This window comes from Mesorhizobium sp. M1E.F.Ca.ET.063.01.1.1 (assembly GCF_003998155.1).
In the GTDB taxonomy this organism is placed as follows: Bacteria; Pseudomonadota; Alphaproteobacteria; order Rhizobiales; family Rhizobiaceae; genus Mesorhizobium.
On the sequence record NZ_RZSC01000068.1, the window covers coordinates 1 to 16630 of the forward strand.

The 16630-nt window shown below is 58.7% G+C and carries 11 protein-coding genes and 3 pseudogenes; 11 read left to right on the plus strand and 3 right to left on the minus strand.

What is annotated here, in order from left to right; translation table 11 throughout:
* Positions 1-929: 929 nt before the first annotated feature.
* The 9 genes from EOA29_RS08345 to EOA29_RS08385 all read left to right on the plus strand — a co-directional run bounded on the left by EOA29_RS08345 (position 930) and on the right by EOA29_RS08385 (position 10513).
* Positions 930-1520, plus strand: coding sequence for a NodA family N-acyltransferase (locus tag EOA29_RS08345; RefSeq protein WP_024505875.1), 591 nt, complete (start codon positions 930-932; stop codon positions 1518-1520).
* Positions 1517-2176 carry a chitooligosaccharide deacetylase NodB gene (gene nodB, locus EOA29_RS08350; RefSeq protein WP_126057632.1) on the plus strand — a complete coding sequence of 220 codons (660 nt, stop codon included), beginning with the start codon at positions 1517-1519 and terminating at the stop codon, positions 2174-2176. Before EOA29_RS08345 ends, nodB begins: the two co-directional genes overlap by 4 nt.
* A gap of 15 nt (positions 2177-2191) precedes the next feature.
* Positions 2192-3517: a chitooligosaccharide synthase NodC gene (nodC, locus tag EOA29_RS08355; protein ID WP_032899868.1), complete on the plus strand. Its 1326-nt coding sequence runs from the start codon at positions 2192-2194 to the stop codon at positions 3515-3517.
* A gap of 260 nt (positions 3518-3777) precedes the next feature.
* Positions 3778-4692 (plus strand): nodulation factor ABC transporter ATP-binding protein NodI, encoded by a 915-nt coding sequence (nodI, locus tag EOA29_RS08360; RefSeq protein WP_024505873.1) that lies wholly within the window; start codon positions 3778-3780, stop codon positions 4690-4692.
* Positions 4693-4695: 3 nt separating this feature from the next.
* A complete protein-coding gene (locus tag EOA29_RS08365; protein WP_126057633.1) occupies positions 4696-5484 on the plus strand; it encodes an ABC transporter permease in 789 nt (262 codons plus the stop codon).
* A gap of 287 nt (positions 5485-5771) precedes the next feature.
* Positions 5772-6533: a sulfotransferase gene (locus EOA29_RS08370; protein ID WP_024505871.1), complete on the plus strand. Its 762-nt coding sequence runs from the start codon at positions 5772-5774 to the stop codon at positions 6531-6533.
* 388 nt (positions 6534-6921) lie between these two features.
* Positions 6922-8205: a dicarboxylate/amino acid:cation symporter gene (locus EOA29_RS08375; RefSeq protein ID WP_281033076.1), complete on the plus strand. Its 1284-nt coding sequence runs from the start codon at positions 6922-6924 to the stop codon at positions 8203-8205.
* A gap of 278 nt (positions 8206-8483) precedes the next feature.
* Complete coding sequence (locus EOA29_RS08380) at positions 8484-9545, plus strand: LacI family DNA-binding transcriptional regulator (RefSeq protein ID WP_024505889.1); 1062 nt, start codon at positions 8484-8486, stop codon at positions 9543-9545.
* A 164-nt stretch (positions 9546-9709) separates the two neighbouring features.
* Positions 9710-10513 carry a TIM barrel protein gene (locus tag EOA29_RS08385; RefSeq protein ID WP_091600623.1) on the plus strand — a complete coding sequence of 268 codons (804 nt, stop codon included), beginning with the start codon at positions 9710-9712 and terminating at the stop codon, positions 10511-10513.
* A 48-nt stretch (positions 10514-10561) separates the two neighbouring features.
* Here the strand turns inward: EOA29_RS08385 and EOA29_RS08390 are convergent, their stop codons facing one another.
* Positions 10562-11479: a LysR family transcriptional regulator gene (locus EOA29_RS08390; protein ID WP_091600624.1), complete on the minus strand. Its 918-nt coding sequence runs from the start codon at positions 11477-11479 to the stop codon at positions 10562-10564.
* A gap of 672 nt (positions 11480-12151) precedes the next feature.
* Between EOA29_RS08390 and EOA29_RS08395 the strand changes: the two are divergent.
* A pseudogene (locus EOA29_RS08395) lies at positions 12152-12481 on the plus strand (IS110 family transposase); the annotation flags it as partial.
* A 74-nt stretch (positions 12482-12555) separates the two neighbouring features.
* Here the strand turns inward: EOA29_RS08395 and EOA29_RS08400 are convergent.
* Both EOA29_RS08400 and istA read right to left on the minus strand, forming a co-directional pair.
* Positions 12556-13410, minus strand: a pseudogene (locus EOA29_RS08400) (ATP-binding protein).
* A complete protein-coding gene (istA, locus tag EOA29_RS08405) occupies positions 13407-14669 on the minus strand; it encodes an IS21 family transposase (protein WP_029356448.1) in 1263 nt (420 codons plus the stop codon). Before istA ends, EOA29_RS08400 begins: the two are co-directional and overlap by 4 nt.
* A 154-nt stretch (positions 14670-14823) precedes the next feature.
* Here istA and EOA29_RS08410 point away from each other — a divergent pair.
* Positions 14824-15730, plus strand: a pseudogene (locus EOA29_RS08410) (IS110 family transposase); the annotation flags it as partial.
* Positions 15731-16630 lie beyond the last annotated feature (900 nt).

The following is a 16630-nucleotide window of genomic DNA, read 5'->3' on the forward strand; positions in this document are numbered from 1 at the left end:
CAAGGTGCGCGTCGCCATGAGCAACGCCTTCGCCATGGGCGGTACGAACGCAGTTCTGGCATTCAGGCAGGTGTAGAAGCCATGCAAGACGCCTCATTTGAGGTCACCTGTCGTATCTAGCTGCTTGCCGGACCACTATGTGAAGCGAGCGCTATTGGCTGCCTCTGCGATGCGGGAATTGGCAGCGGACGTCTCACGATCAAACAGGCATCTGCTTGTAGAATTCTTTTAATCGTGAAGCGGCGCGAGTGCGCTATCCGTTGAGGTGAGCAAGGCCGGCGCCCTGGGTGAGCGCTGGTGTCGGGTGGTGGAAAGTACAGGGGGAGCTGTGTGGCCCCCTCTTTCTCGGCCTCGACGATGTGCGAAGGAGCCTGTGCGGCGAACGGGCCGACGCCCCAGGCTCAGAACCTGGGCGAACCTAACTCCCGCCAAAGGACAGCCCAGAGCTGGATACACGAAAGAGATACTGAACCCGCGAATCAGATTCTGATCAATCGTCGTGTCTGAGCTCCGCTCGGCTCTTACGGAGATAATCGCGCGGCCCGGCAACGGCCGCGCGTGCCGCGGGCGTGAGCTTTGCGCTTCGTCAGAAGTGCCTCGAGCGTGACGACGATAATTGACCAGCCATATGGAACGCATTCGCCCAGTTATCCAAAGCGTGGATACCTTTCATCTAAACAAAGGATTTTACCGTTTTTGCTGCAGGTCCCATAGAGGCGCTTCAAGTTGGAAAGATAGGTAGTTCCCATGGTTGCGTTGGATCCGAGGAGCATCATCTGGTGTGCGGGGCGCACAAAGTCAGTCGCATCTGCATTACGGCTTGGTCTTTCGGCGGTCTCCACAAGTTACGCCCCGTTGGTGCGATGCCAATTATTTAACCAATGCTTGGACATTTATCTCAACCAGACAGCTCCAAGGTGAGGTCTTCCATGCGCCCGAATGTCGATTGGAAGTTGTGCTGGGAAAATGAGCTGCAACTGGCCGACCATGTCGAACTCTCCGACTTTTTTCGAAAGACCTATGGACGGACTGGCGCCTTCAACGCGGAGCCATTCGAAGGCGGCCGCAGTTGGGCCGGCGCGAGGCCGGAATTCCGCGCAATCGGCTACGACGCGCATGGGGTAGCGGCTCACATCGGCATGCTGCGGCGCTTCATCAAAGTTGGCGAGGTCGACTTGATCGTCGCTGAATTGGGCCTGTACGCGGTTCGTCCGGATCTTGAAGGGCTCGGAATCGGTTTTTCGATGCGCGTGGCGTACCCAGTGCTCCATCAGTTGGGTGTTCCATTCGCTTTCGGCACGGTTCGGCACGCGCTGCGAAACCATGTCGAAAGATTCTGCAGAGCCGGCCTCGCGAACATTGTGTCGGGCGTTCGCGTACGATCGACCCGTCCAGATGTGCATCCCGACCTGCCGCCCACGCGCCTGGAAGACGTACTCGTGTTGGTTTCGCCGATCGGACGCTCGATGGACGAGTGGCCGTCCGGTACCCTGATCGACCGGAACGGTCCGGAACTATGAAGCCTCTGGACTACATATGCGAAGGGCAGAGTGACAATGCCGATGGCACTGCAGAGCGCAGCGTCTATCTGACGTTTGACGATGGTCCCAATTCATTTTTCACACCGCAGATACTCAATGTGCTGGCGCAACATCAGGTGACGGCGACCTTCTTCGTTGTTGGGGCCTACGCGGCCGACGAGCCGGAACTCGTTCGCCGAATTATTACAGACGGGCACGGTATAGCCAACCACACGATGACTCATCCGGACCTGGCCAAATGCGGGTCCGTCGAAGTCGACTGCCAGATAGTTGAGGCAAACAGAGTCATAGGGATGGCTTGCCCGCAGGCCATGGTTCGGTACTTTCGTGCACCGTATGGCATCTGGACCGAAGAAGTAATCGCTGCATCAGCGGGTGCGGCATTGGCGCCCGTCCATTGGTCCATTGATCCACGCGACTGGTCTCGCCCCGGCGTTGACGCCATCGTCGACAGAGTGCTCGCCGATATCCGGCCGGGCGCAATCGTGCTGTTGCACGACGGGTGCGCTCCCGACGAATTGCAACCAGGCAATCAAGCCAGTCTGCGCGACCAGACGGTGACAGCGTTGTCACGCCTAATTCCAGAATTGCACGGCCGCGGATTTGTAATCCGATCACTTCCTCAACACCCCTGAACAAACAGAGATCCTATGGACCTTCTCACCACAGCCAGTACTGTTGCCGTTTCGTCTTATGCGGTGCTCTCGACTGTTTACAGAGGCATGCAAGCGGTCTACTCCCAACCGGAAAATGTTACGCCGCCGTCGGAAAGCTTGTTCGGATCCGACCGTTGGCCGAGCGTGGATGTCATTATCCCCTGCTACAATGAGGACCCGCGCACACTCGCGGCGTGTTTAGCTTCCATTGCAAATCAAGATTACGCCGGAACATTTCAGGTCTATCTGGTTGACGACGGTTCTGGAAATCGTAATGCCGTCATCCCGGTACATCACGCCTACGAGGGCGACCCGAGATTCAATTTCATTCTGCTCCGCGAGAATGTTGGCAAACGCAAGGCGCAGATCGCCGCCATCCGCCGCTCATCTGGAGATTTCGTGCTCAGCGTCGACTCTGACACGACACTTGCGTCCGACGTCATCACAAAGCTTGCAGTAAAAATGCGGGATTCCATGGTCGGAGCGGCCATGGGCCAGCTGACGGCATACAACCGCAGCGACACTTGGTTGACCCGATTGATCGATATGGAATACTGGCTGGCTTGCAATGAGGAGCGCGCGGCGCAAGGTCGCTTTGGTGCGGTCATGTGCTGCTGCGGCCCATGTGCAATGTACCGCCGGTCTTGTCTCCTTTCTCTGCTGGATCAATACGAGACGCAGCTGTTCAGGGGGAAACCAAGCGACTTCGGTGAAGACCGTCATCTTACGATCCTCATGCTGAAAGCAGGCTTTCGAACCGAGTACGTTCCAGGTGCCGTCGCGGCGACAGTCGTTCCGGACAAGATGGGACCTTATTTGCGCCAACAACTCCGCTGGGCACGAAGCACCTTCCGGGACACGATGCTTGCGCGAGGTCTACTGCGTGGCCTGGATCGCTATCTAACTTTGGATGTGATGGGAGAGAATCTCGGCCCATTGTTGCTCGGCATCGCGGTAGTAACGGCGCTCGGTGAGCTACTATTTTCACATACAGTAAATTGGTGGACGGTGCTGGCTATTGTCACGATGACCATAATCAGATCTACGGTGTTATCTTTCCGCACTCGGCAGCTTCGATTCATCGGCTATTCAATGCACGCGTTAATCAGGATATTCCTGTTGATCCCCTTGAAGGCTTACGCCCTGTGTACATTGAGCAATAGCGATTGGCTGTCGCGTAAAAGTGTTCCCCTGCCCAACAGGAGCACAAAGGAAATCACAAGCGCGATGCCGCTTGCCGGAGCAAATGCTGCGGGCAATTCTGGAATTGCGGAGTCACTTCATACTGCAGATCTTTCGCTCACAGCTGGTGAAGTCTGACGGCCTTGCAGCGCCGAGTGACCGAGTAAGTTGTGTCAGTCGACACGGGGTGAAGCTTTCGAGTTACCTATGGTCAGAACGGGAACTATCTGGAAGCGACACGTGGCATCTTGACGTTATTCTTTGGCGGAAGCGATACACGCGTCGCTCCGGCCGCGACTTTCCAAAGGTGCCATCTCAAGGCGGTGGCCTGCTCTGAACCAGAATTCGCAAGTAAGCTGCCGGTGGCCAATCGGACTCATTCCGCTTGAGATAGACGCATGTCCAATGTAGCAATCGACCTTACCGGCGTAACCAAATTATTCGGAAACAAGCTCGTTGTGGACGGGCTGTCCTTCACCGTTGCATCGGGAGAGTGCTTCGGTCTGCTGGGGCCGAACGGCGCAGGCAAGAGCACGATTGCGCGTATGCTCCTCGGTATGACCCGGCCTGACGCGGGTGATATAACAGTCCTCGGTCTACCAGTGCCGGCACGCAGCCGCTTGGCCCGCAAGGGCATAGGCGTGGTCCCGCAGTTCGACAATCTCGACCTGGAATTTACGGTACGCGAGAACCTGTTGGTGTTCGGGCGCTACTTCGGCATGAGTACAAGAGAGATCAACGCCGTCATCCCACGGCTCCTCGAGTTCGCTCGCCTTGAGAGCAAGGCGGATTCACGTGTCGGCCTGCTATCCGGCGGGATGAAGCGGCGCCTGACGCTGGCACGTGCTCTGATCAACGACCCCCAGTTGCTTGTGATGGATGAGCCCACGACCGGCCTCGACCCGCATGCCCGCCATCTGATCTGGGAGCGACTTCGTTTCCTGCTGGCGAGCGGAAAAACGATCATTTTGACCACCCATTTCATGGAAGAGGCTGAGCGGCTTTGTGATCGGCTGTGTGTTCTCGAGCGGGGACGCAAGATCGCCGAGGGCAGTCCTCATGCGCTGATCGACGAGTACATTGGGTGCAACGTGATCGAGATCTTCGGCGGCAATCCACAGGAGCTGATTTCGCTGATCAGACCGTACGTTCAGCGTGTCGAGGTAAGCGGCGAGACGCTCTTTTGCTATGCGCCTGAGCCGGAGGATGTGCGCATCCAGCTTCGCGGTCGAGCGGGTCTGCGTATTCTAGAGCGTCCACCCAGTCTGGAGGACGTTTTCTTGAGGTTAACCGGACGTGAGATGGAGAAGTGAGCAATGGGTGAACGTTTTGCGGCCGCTCTACCCGCCAACGCCTGGAACTGGATCGCGGTGTGGCGCCGCAATCATCTGGCATGGAAGAAGGTGGCATTTGCTTCAATGCTCGGCACCCTTGCTGATCCGATGATTTACCTTTTCGGGCTCGGCACTGGCCTTGGACTGTTGGTAGGCCGCATCGAAGGTGCATCCTACATCGCCTTTCTGGCAGCCGGCATGGTTGCGACGAGCGCGATGACAGCATCAACCTTCGAAACAATTTACGCGGTTTTCGGTCGAATGCGCGATCAGGGCACTTGGGAAGCAATCTTGCACACACAACTTACCCTCGGCGACATCGTTCTCGGTGAATTGACCTGGGCAGCCACAAAGGCCTTTCTGGCCGGTACGACAATTGCGATTGTTGCCGCCGCGCTAGGTTATGCCGCGTGGACGTCGGTTCTCTACGTGCTGCCGGTCATCGCTCTCACCGGGTTCGCCTTTGCGAGCCTGGCCATGCTCGTCATCGCGCTCGCGCCCAGTTATCACTATTTTATTTTCTATCAGACGCTTGTCATCACACCTATGCTGTTCCTTTCGGGCGCGGTTTTTCCAGTCGGCCAATTGCCAGGAGTGTTTCAGCAGATTGCGGCCTTCTCGCCGCTGGCGAATTCTATCGATCTAATCCGTCCGGTGATGCTCGGCCGCCTGGGCGACAATGTAGGGCTGCATATAGGCGCACTTTGCATGTTCGCTGTATTGCCTTTTTTTGTGTCGGCTGGACTGTTTCATCGACGACTAATGCGTTGACGCTTACCTACGCCCATCAACGAGAAGGAGGTCCGCAATGCCGGATTGCAAACTGCCCACAGCGGCCCGGAGGCATGCGTGTGCCAGGAATCGCGAGTGGTACAACAACGCCGAAGCCGGGCGCCACCCAGCCGCTGCAGGCACGCGCCCATCTTCGCGACCACACCTCGGAGTACAGGCTGGGTGGTGAGGCGCGGACCCACCCGGAGCGTTCAAGCGATAGCAGCCAAGCTTCTTGTGCGCGTCCCCAGACCGTCGCGGCCATTATTTAGTTGGATACACATGCAATGACCCACAACGAACCAACTCCTGAGCCTTTTGTGATCCTTGCTATGCCAAGGACCGGAACACACTATTTAGAAGAATTGCTAAACGAGCATCCGACCGTTTTGAGTAACGGTGAGTTGCTAAACGAATATGATCCCAATTGGCCCAGCACGGATCGCCTGCTAGGCACGGATCGCGAGCTTCTTGAGCTTGCCTATGTGCGCTGCCCTATGCGCGACTACAAGAATGTGACGCATCTTGGCTGCAAGATCAATGAACCTCAGTTTCGCGAGCGTCCAGCATTCTTTGCGGAATTAGCTCGTTGGCCAGCACTCAAGGTCATCCTCGTTGTTCGCCGAAACGTATTGGAATCGCTCCGTTCCTTTGTGCAGGCCAGGGAAAGCGGTCAGTGGCTGAAGTTCAGCTCGGACAACGATACCGCTCGGCCACCGAGCGTCAGGTTGTCAATCGCTGACTGTGAGGCTTATTTCAAAGCCGCCGACGATTTTCACGCTCGCGTTATGGACTCCTTCACGTCGACCAACCTGCTTGTAATGGAATACGAGAGCCTTCTTCATGAACCTGCCCAATGCTTGGGAGCGGTTTGGGATTTCCTGGGCGTTCCAGCGCTTGAGCCATCAGATAACGCCATCCTGCAGCGCCAGGAAACGCGACCGCTGGATCAAACGGTGGAGAACTTTGACGAGTTGCGGATTCACTTCGCACGCGGACCTTATTCAAGATTTTTTGACCTCGGAGATTCGATGCGCTCCTACGCTTAATCGCTTGTCCCGCGTGCTCTGATGGGCGTGTAGGATATCCTACAGTTTGCGCGCATTCCGTCGCAAAACTGACCAACCAAAGTCACCAAGACGACAGATATCGGCCGGCATTCGATCTGCGGCGAACATCAAAGGCACGGCCGCAAGGCGACCTGGTCAATTCCCTCTCTGGCGAAGCACTTCTTCACGCGATCTTTGGCGAGCCTTGAGTGCAAATTCCGGCAAAGGTGGAGGGTTCCAGTGCGCAACCCGCACCAATCTCGCTGGACGGGACAGGCCTCCAGTTGGCACGGCGCTTGCTCCGAGATGACAGCAGCGCTCGACCGGAGCGCAGCATGGGAGAAGGAGGAGCCCCCACCCCGATCCGGTCAGGGAGAGAGAAACGGTGTTGGTTCCAAAAGTCCCCCGCGCGATCGCAGCGCCCCGCAAGCGCCATTTTGCCCGGACCTACGTGCAGGTGCTTGCCGCCATAGTCCTGGGTGCCGCAATTGGCTATCTCTATCCGGAAACCGGCCAGAGCCTGAAGCCGCTCGGCGATGCCTTCATCAAAGTCGTCAAGATGATTATCGCACCTGTCATCTTCCTGACAATTGCGACCGGCATTGCCGGCATGAGCGATCTGCAGAAGGTCGGCCGAGTTGCCGCCAAGGCGATGGTTTATTTCCTCACCTTCTCGACGCTTGCACTCGTTGTCGGACTGATTGTCGCGAATATCGTTCAGCCTGGCGCCGGCCTCAACATCGATCCGGCCTCGCTCGATGTCCAAGCCGTTAAGGGCTATGTGGCCACGGCTCACGAGCAGTCCGTGACCAGCTTCCTGATGAACATCATCCCGTCAACGATTGCCAGTGCCTTCGCGGAAGGCGACATCCTGCAAGTCTTGTTCTTCTCGGTCCTGTTCGGCATTGCTTTGGCGATGACCGGAGAGACGAGCAGGCCGGTCGTTACCTTTCTCCAGGCGCTTACCGCCCCCATTTTTAAGCTCGTCGGCATTCTGATGAAGGCTGCACCCATCGGCGCCTTCGGCGCAATGGCCTTTACGATCGGCAAATACGGTATCGGTTCGGTGGCCAACCTCGCGATACTGGTCGCGACGTTCTATCTTACCGCCTTCCTCTTCGTGTTCGGGGCTCTCGGCGCGGTCTGCCGCTACAACGGCTTCTCGATCTTTTCTCTTGTCCGCTACATCAAGGACGAACTGCTGCTTGTCCTGGCAACGTCCTCCTCGGAGGCCGCGCTGCCCTCGCTCATGGAGAAGATGGAGAAGGCCGGCGCCGCGCGTTCGGTCGTAAGTCTCGTCATCCCTACTGGATACTCATTCAATCTGGACGGTACCAATATCTACATGACGATCGCCGCCCTCTTCATCGCGCAGGCGACGAACACAGATTTGTCAATTGCCGATCAGATCCTCCTGCTGCTAATTGCGATGCTTTCCTCGAAGGGTGCGGCAGGCGTCACCGGCGCCGGCTTCATCACATTGGCCGCTACTCTCTCTGTCGTGCCGAGTGTTCCCGTTGCCGGAATGGCTCTAATTCTTGGCGTGGACCGCTTCATGTCGGAATGCCGCGCGCTGACGAATTTAGTCGGTAATGCGGTGGCATCGCTCGTTGTCGCTCGCTGGGAAGGCGAATTGGACCAGTCACGGATGGAAGCCGCTTTCCGCGGTTAGGGTTACATCAAACTGGCTCCCCGCAAGCAAAATCGCAACAGCGCGACGTGTAAGTCGCGGCCTTGCCACAACAGTCGAATTGCCAGCCTCCAAAGAGCGCTGGAAATAGAGTACTAACGCAGTGAGTAATACAACACCATGAAGCCCCTAAGCAAACGAACGGTTCACGGAAACTCATCTGGGTGCGCATGGAGCGCTGTTCGTCGAATGCGCTATCAACCGCCGGGTGTGGGAACTATTTCAGCTTGCCGCCCCAAGCCGTCGCGGGATCGCACCGGATGACGGAGGACCGGCCGATCAGAATCGCTAGGGGAAAGCGCGTCACAATTGCCGATCTCGCCCGCGAAGCCGGAGTCAGCGTAGCAACAGTCGATCGGGTTCTGAACGTCCGCCTTCCGGTGCGAGAGGAGACCGCCCAGCGGGTCCATGCGGCCGCGCACGCGATCGGCTATCATGCTGCCGGTCTCATCAAACAGCGCTTGCAGCAGCACCTGCCGCACTACAAGCTGGGCTTCATCTTGAGAAAACCTGCCCACGATTTTTACCAAGATTTCGCTCGCAATATTGAAGAGTCGGTCAGTATGGCTAAATCCTTCCACGGCCTTCCGATCATCGAGTTCGCGCAGTCACATTTGCCGCGTGACCTGCTCCCGCTTCTTAAGGACCTTGGAAGCCGCTGCCAGGCGATCGCCATGGTGGCGGCCGATCACCCGAAAATCACAGCATCAGTCGAGGAGCTCAAGGCGAAAGGTATCCCGGTATTTTCGCTGTTATCCGACTTCGCCGATGGCGTGCGCGAGGGCTACATCGGCCTCAACAACAGCAAGGTCGGACGGACTGCCGCTTGGGTGTTTTCCAAGGCCGCAAAACGGCCCGGCAAGGTGGCGGTGTTTGTCGGAAGCCATCGCTTCCAGGCGCATGCGACGCGGGAAACGGCCTTTCGTGCCTATTTTCGTGAGAACGCGCCCAAATTCGAGGTGCTTGATCCGCTCGTGAACCTTGATGAACGGCAGCTCACTTACGAAAAATTGCTGGATCTTATGCAGCGGGAACCAGAGCTCGTCGGCTTCTATATGGCCGGCGGGGGTATAGAGGGAGCAATTTCCGCGCTCCGAGAAGAGGGGAGCGGTCAGGATCTCGTCGCGATCGTGAGTGAAATGACGCCGCAGTCACGTGGGGCGCTTGCGGATGACATCTTGACGATGGCGGTCGGCACGCCAATGCGCCGACTTTGCCAGGAGCTGATAATGGCAATGGAGCGGGCCATCAAAGCCGGCGTCGCGGAGAGCCCGGGGCAGACATTTCTGCCGTTCGACATTTATCTTCCGGAAAATATTTGACCTTGATGGATTTCTATCATGAGCGCCCATTTTCCTTTCACCGATGAAAGGAAAGCTCGATTGACTCGGCCGTCTCTGTCCGATCTGTGAACCGGCGTGGTTCCGTCTTGAAAGAAGCCGGATGCCGAAATGGCAGCCGCGCTTCATGGAAGGAAAGTCAAGCAATGCGCCAGGTATCGCCCCGCTTTGCACTCGATCACATGGCGGCGCCCCGCCTTGACGTCAGTGCGCTTTTCGCGCTTGCCCGTGACCAAGGCCTGACCGACGTCCAAATCCGTTACCCTCATTTCAGCAATCCTGTCGCACGCGGCATTCCGGCTGCGGACGTCCGGTTTGCCGCTACCGAAGCGGGCATCACGATCATCTCTGTCAACGCCTTGCAGCGGTTCAACGACTGGACTCCAACGCGTCAGGCCGAGGCAAGCAACCTCGCCGATTATGCGACGGCGTGCGGGGCGGAGACGCTCGTTTTGGTGCCGGCCAACCGCAGCTCGTGGCCCACCAATAGCGAGCGCCAGGACAATCTTCGTTTCGCTCTAAACGAGATCAAGCCAATCCTCCAGTCGCGGGGTCTGATCGGTCTTATCGAGCCGCTGGGTTTCCGAACCTGCTCGCTTCGATCAAAGAAGGAAGCGGCCGAGGCCGTTGCCGCGGTTGATGGCCAGTCCGTCTTTCGCCTCGTGCACGACACGTTCCACCACACCCTGGCCGGGGAGACATGCCTGTTCTGCGAGCTTACCGGCCTGGTGCACATTTCAAGCGTAAACGACCCGACCTTCTGGATTTACCCCGATCGCTTTCTTGCAGGTTCCGACAATGGCAGCCAGATTCAGGCGCTGCTGGATGGCGGCTACGCGGGACCTTTCTCGTTCGAGCTGGTCGAGGAAGTCCATTCTCTGGACGATCTCGCAGGCGCACTTGCCGCCAGCATCGACTTTATCCGGCGAGGGCTATTGTCGTCAGAGTAGATGGTGACAGGAGTAGTGACTATAGGTGCGCCTGAATTTTCCGTGGGTTCACAGCGGGACAGCCATCCGAGATGCCTCTTGCATCATTATCTCCCGCATCCAGATGCTTGCCGGATCGCTATTGTGGAGGGCCGGCCATTGGAGGGTCTCGGTGAATGTGGGAAATGGCAGCGGAAGTTCGATAACCCGCAGGGGGAACGTGTTTTCGAAATGCCTGACCAGCCGCAAGGGCATGGTCGCTATACGAGCTGTGCCGGACACCATAGGTGGAATCATGCTGAAGCCCTGCACGGCGACCTCGACACGTCTCTTAAGGCCATGCTCAAGCAAAAACCATTCCTCGATAGACGGCTTCATCGTACGCCCGAACCTGACCGCGACGTGCCTCATCGACATGTATCTCTCGAATGTAAGCTGCTGTGGCAGCTGCTTGTTTGTGGGACAGCCTACGCACACGAGCTTCTCGTCAAACAGCGGAACGCTTGAATGCACACTCGACGTGAACATATCCGGTAGAATTAGAAAATCGACGTCACCGCGCCGGAGAAGCTCATCGGGGCTATCGTCGACAGGCAGCAGTTCGAAGCTGACGGCGGGGGCTTCCCGTGCAATACGCTCCACAAGCTTTTCGAAAAACACGAGCGTGACGAAATCGGAAAGAATGATCCTGAAGAGGCGATCGGCTCGAGCTGGGTCAAACGGATCCGAAGAAATAATCGAGCACTGGATGTGCTGGAGAGCGTCGCGAACTGCGGGGGCAAATGCTGCCGCACGCGGGGTTAGAAATCGTTCGCGACCTCTTATCGTAAACAGTTCATCGCGGAAATAATCGCGCAGTCGGGCGACGGCCGCACTCATGGCGGGCTGACTCAGGTTGATCCTGCGTGCCGCCGCCGAGAGATTACGCTCCGTCAGGAGTGCGTCGAGCACAACGAGGAGATTTAGATCAAGTCCTTTGAAACGCATGTCATCAGCCATCCATGGGATGGATGCCTTTAACCGAAACAAACGACTTTAACAATTTAGCATTCTTGCAATCTTTTGTCGCAAAAAGTTTATGATGGATGACGTTAAGGTCCGACATATGAGCCGCGTGATCTGCCGAAGCGAGCAATCGTACGTACTGTGCAGGTCAGAGATTGGCGGTTTGAAATGCCGGGCCGATGGCGCCGGGCTATCAACCAGCGTCTTCGGCGGCCCCGACCTAGCAAGGCGTGGTCCGAGGCGACTGATGGGCGGTTTGATCCTAAGCTGCCGTGAGGCCTGTGTTGTATCGGCGAAGCCAATGCAGCAGTTCGGCAGCGTTTTTGAGAGCTGTTGTAGGCTCGGCCTAAGCCCATTGGCGCAAGCCTGTCTGAACGAAGCGCTTGGCCTTGCTGTTATCCGGTGGTGATCTGTGGTGCCTTTTCGTCCTGCCGTTCTTGTTTTGGAACGCCCTTATGGTGAGCCCATCCGGGACGTGGGGCACCGGGAGCACGAAGGTGCAGGCAGGCCGTCAATAGACCGTGGGCTGAGAGCCCGAGCTCGTTACATCGCCGCCCCTCGCGACTTTCCCGGAGGCGCTGCGAGCGCGGATCAGTAGATGTCGTGTTACCCGCCAGCTCCCGTCTTTGACCGAGCCAAGAAGGAGGAACGGGCATGCGCATCATCGGACTGGATATTCACCGCGCCTTCGCCGAAGCAGTGGCATGGGAGGATGGCAGGCTCAGGCGACTCGGCCGCGTCGACATGCGGCGCGATCTGCTGGCGGCGTTCGCCGCGAAGCTGTCGCCGAACGATGTCGGGGTGATCGAGGCCACCGGCAACGCGACGTCCGCTACGGCTGTGGTTGCGCCGCATGTGAAGAAGGTGGGGATCGGCAACCCGAAACAGGTGCGTATCATTGCCTATGCCAAGATCAAAACGACGATCGAGGCCGACGTTCTTGCGCAGCTCTATGCCAGCGGCTTCTTGCCAGAAGTCTGGATTGTCAATGGGCACCGAAGTCTCCGCGAATGTGGGCATCCAATTTTCCCTACCTGACAGGTGAAGTGGCCCGGTGATCAGCCGGCATCTTGATCGTCGGATTTCACTCCTGGGCGCCGGCCGCGTTTTTTCGGCGGCGGAGGCGGGTTGATATGTGCTTTTGATCGAACGTGCTCGGGGACGAGATCGGCGTGCTGTCGAAGGCGGTAGCTTGATCCCTCGATCTGGATAACGACGGCGTGGTGAAGCAGGCGATCAAGAAGTGCGGTTGCGACGACGGGTCCCCGGAGACCTCGCCCCATTCGGCAAATCCTCGGTTGAAGTGAGGATCATGGCGCCCTTTTCATAGCGGGCGTTGACGAGCTGGAAGAACAGATTGCCGCCGCCGGGCACGACCGGGAGATAGCCGATTTCGTCGACGACGAGCAGCGAGGCGCGGCATAGATAGCGGATACGCGGCGAGCGCGGTTGCCAGATGGCTCTTGCCGGTGCCGGGCGGGCCGAGAAGATGGACTACCTCCGCCCGCTCGATGAACTTCAGTTCGGCCAGCGTCGAAGCCGTCAAGGCCGCAAAGAGCGTCTACTTCTCAACGCTCGCCGACATTATCGCCTCGCTCGCCAAGGCCGAGCGCGAGGGGCACCTGCGCGAGCGCCATGATGCGGTTTTTATCGAGCGATGGCTGGAAAGCGAAGTCGAAGCCGGCGAGCGTCTTGATGGTGGTCAGGCGCGCCATCATCAGAGCAGCCTTGATGCGCCGACTCTCGCGCAGGGTTAGTTCTTCCACCAGAAGTTCGTCGAAGGCCTGGATGCCGTCGATCTCGCCCTGCTCAATGCGCCGCAGGGTCGCGTCAAGCACTTCGAGCGCCCGCGGCATACGCAGCCCGACCAGGCTCTTCCTGATGCTGTCGATCGTGGATGCGTGCATGGTCATGGCCGGCTCCCCGCGTCGGCCAGTCGCTCGGCGACGGCCTGATAGAAGTCGAGCGAACGCCGGGCGACATGGTCGCCGAGACGACCGACAATGATATCGGGGGCGCTCTTCCTCGCCGCGTGGCGAACTGCCCCCTGACGATGAGCAGGATCGATCCGATATTGGCGGCGCCCCTCGAGCACAGGATGGCTGGCGACCAGCCTGCCTTCGTCCAAGATGCGGACGCAGTCGGCAAGCTGGTGAACCTCGACAAGGCGCCGGGTGCGATCGGGAACGCTATAGTAGTTGCCGCCGATCGAGACGAGACCATCATGGCTGACGCGACGCTCCAGCTTGAGAAGCGCGTCGAAGGGAACTGCCGGGAGAGGTTGAAGTTCCGGCTGCTCTGCCGCGAAGGCTTCACTGACGATGCGTTGCGTGGTGCCGTGCAGGCGAGCATTGGCGACGGTGTCGAGCCAATCTTGCAATTGCTCATTCAGGTCGTCGAGATTGCGGAAGCTGCGGGCCAGGAAGAAGTCCTCGCGGAGATAGCGGAATGGTCGCTCGACTTTGCCCTTGGTTTTGGCGCGATACGGCCGGCAGGCTCTGGGCTGGAAGCCAAAGTGCTTGGCCAGCGCCAGCAGCGAGCGATTGTAGATGATGTGTCCTTCGTTATCTTCGCCGGTCACCGCCGTCTCCATCCTGTCGTAGAGAATCTCGATCGGCACTCCTCCTATTGCGTCGAAAGCCTGCATATGACAGCGCAGCAACGTCTGCAGGTCCTGGTGCATGACGTAGCGGGCCAAGATGTAACGCGAGTGGCCAAGCACAAGCGAGAACAGCCAGACAATGCGTATCACGCCCGGCGCGTCGGTGAACTCGGTGACGAAGCGCGCGAAGTCGACCTGTGCTTGATATCCGGCCGGGGTCTCGAACCGCACCTCGAAGGGGCGCACCTGCTCTTGCGGTCGGATCGCGGCCACGAAGCGCTTCACGGCGGTGTAGGCGCCGTCATAGCCGCGCTCACGAATCTCGCGCGTCAGGCGCACAGCGCTCAAATCGGGAAAGGCCGAGACCCGTTCGCGCAGATAGTCGACAAAGGGCGCGATCTTGTTTGGCCGCCCCGCCTGTCGCGGGCGATAGGCGGGGAGTTCGAGCCCGCGCTCGATGTATTTGCGGACCGTCTTGGGATCGCGGCCCATTCGCCGGGCGATTGCGGTCACGGACAGGCCCTGACGGTGTAGATCCAATATCATCAGAAGTTCTCCAAGTTGGACCACCAGCGACGCTCCGATTCCGATCAAATCGGGACGGACTATCGACGCCGGAGCGAAAGCCGCCAGTTCCGGGACGCGTCCCGGAACTGGCGGCAGCAGCGCCAACTAGGGAATTTTTGATGCCCACAATCAGGGAATATTCATTGCCCGATGACACTGGATTGCGGACGAGCCGACGCAGGCTCTGCGTCGACAGGTGACACGGCGCAATCAGATTGTCCGACAGAGATCTCGATTGAAGACCGTCATCCAGTCGATCCTTCATAGCCACCTGATCCCGTCCTGCCCGCATGCCGACCTGTGCGGCGCCAAGGGTCGGACCTGGTTAATCGAGCAGGTCGTACCGCAGGACGAGCGCCTCGCGATCGATCGGCATCTGCGCGAGTTCGACCGATTGGGCGAAGACCTCCAGGTCATCGAACGCGATCTTGCCCGCTCGGCTCTCGAGGATGAAGGCGTGAAGCGGCTGATGACCATTCCCGGCGTCGACATCACCGTCGCGCTGGCGATGAAGGCGGCGATCGGCGACGTGTCGCGCTTCGACGATCCGCAGAAGCTCGTGACCTATCTCGGGTTGAACCCAAGCGTCCGACAGTCCGGCCAGGTCCGGCCTACCATGGGCGGATCACCAAGCAGGGCCGTGGTCATGCGCGCGGCATGCTCGTCGAGGCGGCCTGGGCGGCCGCTCGTGCTCCCGGACCGTTGCGAGCCTTCTCCCTGCGGCGTGCGAGCCCGGCGCGGACAGCATGTCGCGGCCGTGGCAACCGCACGCAAACTCTCTGTCGTGATCTGGCATCTGTTGATGAAGGGCGAGAGTTACGCGTGGGCTCGACCCTCCCTCCGCCAAGAAGCTGCGCGATGTTGAGCTCAAGGCCGGGAGCAAGGCTGTGCGCGGCCAAAAGGGAGCCGCGCACGCCTACAACATAAAGAGCCACCGGGAAGAAGAGCGCCGCTGGGTGGAGCAGGCCGAGGGCGCCTATGCACGCCTCGCCGCCGGTTGGAACCCACGAGGTCCGAAGAGGGTAGGCACGGATGCCGCAAACCGGGCGCCCAGCTTGGCATAAGGGCTACGTGGCCTCAGGAAGCGTCGTCGCCAATGCAGACCATGGACGAATTCCCAGCCGATGCCGAGATGCCGGTCGACCGTGCCTGTCGCCGTCCGGTGATGCGATGCCCCCGAGCGGATGAGTTCGCCCCGGATGCTCCCGGTCACGACGCACGGGTTCGGGTTCCAAGGCGCTCAGTTTGTTCGCGCCTAATCGGTGTAGGGCGCGGCAGAAATACGAGCGTGACGAAATCGGAAAGAATGATCCTGAAGCGGCGATTCGGTAGAGCCGGGTCAAACTATCCGACGAAATAAACGAGCACTGGATGGGCGGGAGAGCGTCGCGAACTGGAGGGCAAGAGCTCCCGGACGCAGCGTTAAGTTTGAATACCTCCGCGGACATGGTCGCGAGCTCATCGCGCAAATAATCGAGCAGCCGAGCGCCGGCCGCACTCATGACCGGCTGGGCTCGGTTAATCTTGCATGCCGCGCCCATGAGGTTGCGCTCTGTCGGGAGTGCGTCGAGCACAACGAGGAGATGTAGTTCACGACCTTTGAAACGCGTGGTCAACTATCCAAAGTGTGGATGCCTTTCATCGAAACAAACGATTTCATCAATGTTGTGGAATCCTGCATGGGCAGAAGCACCTGACGGACACCGATGCCCCACTGCCTCATGGCGTGGCGAGCGTCTTAAGAAACCGCCCGAAAGGAGATTTTTCATGCGCTCTACCGGGCAGTGGAGTGCTGGGAAAGGGAGTTGCAACTGACCGGGTCCGACTTCTTCCGAGCCTATGGACAGACTGGGAGACGCGCACGGTGTAGCGGCTCACATCGTCATACTGCACCTACGCCACACACCGGCCGGACCTGATCCGGCTTTATGAGCATTGGGCTTTGTCAGTTGCCCAAGCGTGAT

What these genes read in the sequence shown, in the direction of transcription:
- nodI (WP_024505873.1), top strand. Translation starts at nt 3,778, where the DNA reads ATGTCCAATGTAGCAATCGACCTTACCGGCGTAACCAAATTATTCGGA.
- EOA29_RS08365 (WP_126057633.1), top strand. Translation starts at nt 4,696, where the DNA reads ATGGGTGAACGTTTTGCGGCCGCTCTACCCGCCAACGCCTGGAACTGG.
- EOA29_RS08370 (WP_024505871.1), top strand. Translation starts at nt 5,772, where the DNA reads ATGACCCACAACGAACCAACTCCTGAGCCTTTTGTGATCCTTGCTATG.
- EOA29_RS08385 (WP_091600623.1), top strand. Translation starts at nt 9,710, where the DNA reads ATGCGCCAGGTATCGCCCCGCTTTGCACTCGATCACATGGCGGCGCCC.
- nodB (WP_126057632.1), top strand. Translation starts at nt 1,517, where the DNA reads ATGAAGCCTCTGGACTACATATGCGAAGGGCAGAGTGACAATGCCGAT.
- EOA29_RS08345 (WP_024505875.1), top strand. Translation starts at nt 930, where the DNA reads ATGCGCCCGAATGTCGATTGGAAGTTGTGCTGGGAAAATGAGCTGCAA.
- EOA29_RS08380 (WP_024505889.1), top strand. Translation starts at nt 8,484, where the DNA reads ATGACGGAGGACCGGCCGATCAGAATCGCTAGGGGAAAGCGCGTCACA.
- nodC (WP_032899868.1), top strand. Translation starts at nt 2,192, where the DNA reads ATGGACCTTCTCACCACAGCCAGTACTGTTGCCGTTTCGTCTTATGCG.
- EOA29_RS08390 (WP_091600624.1), bottom strand. Translation starts at nt 11,479, where the DNA reads ATGCGTTTCAAAGGACTTGATCTAAATCTCCTCGTTGTGCTCGACGCA.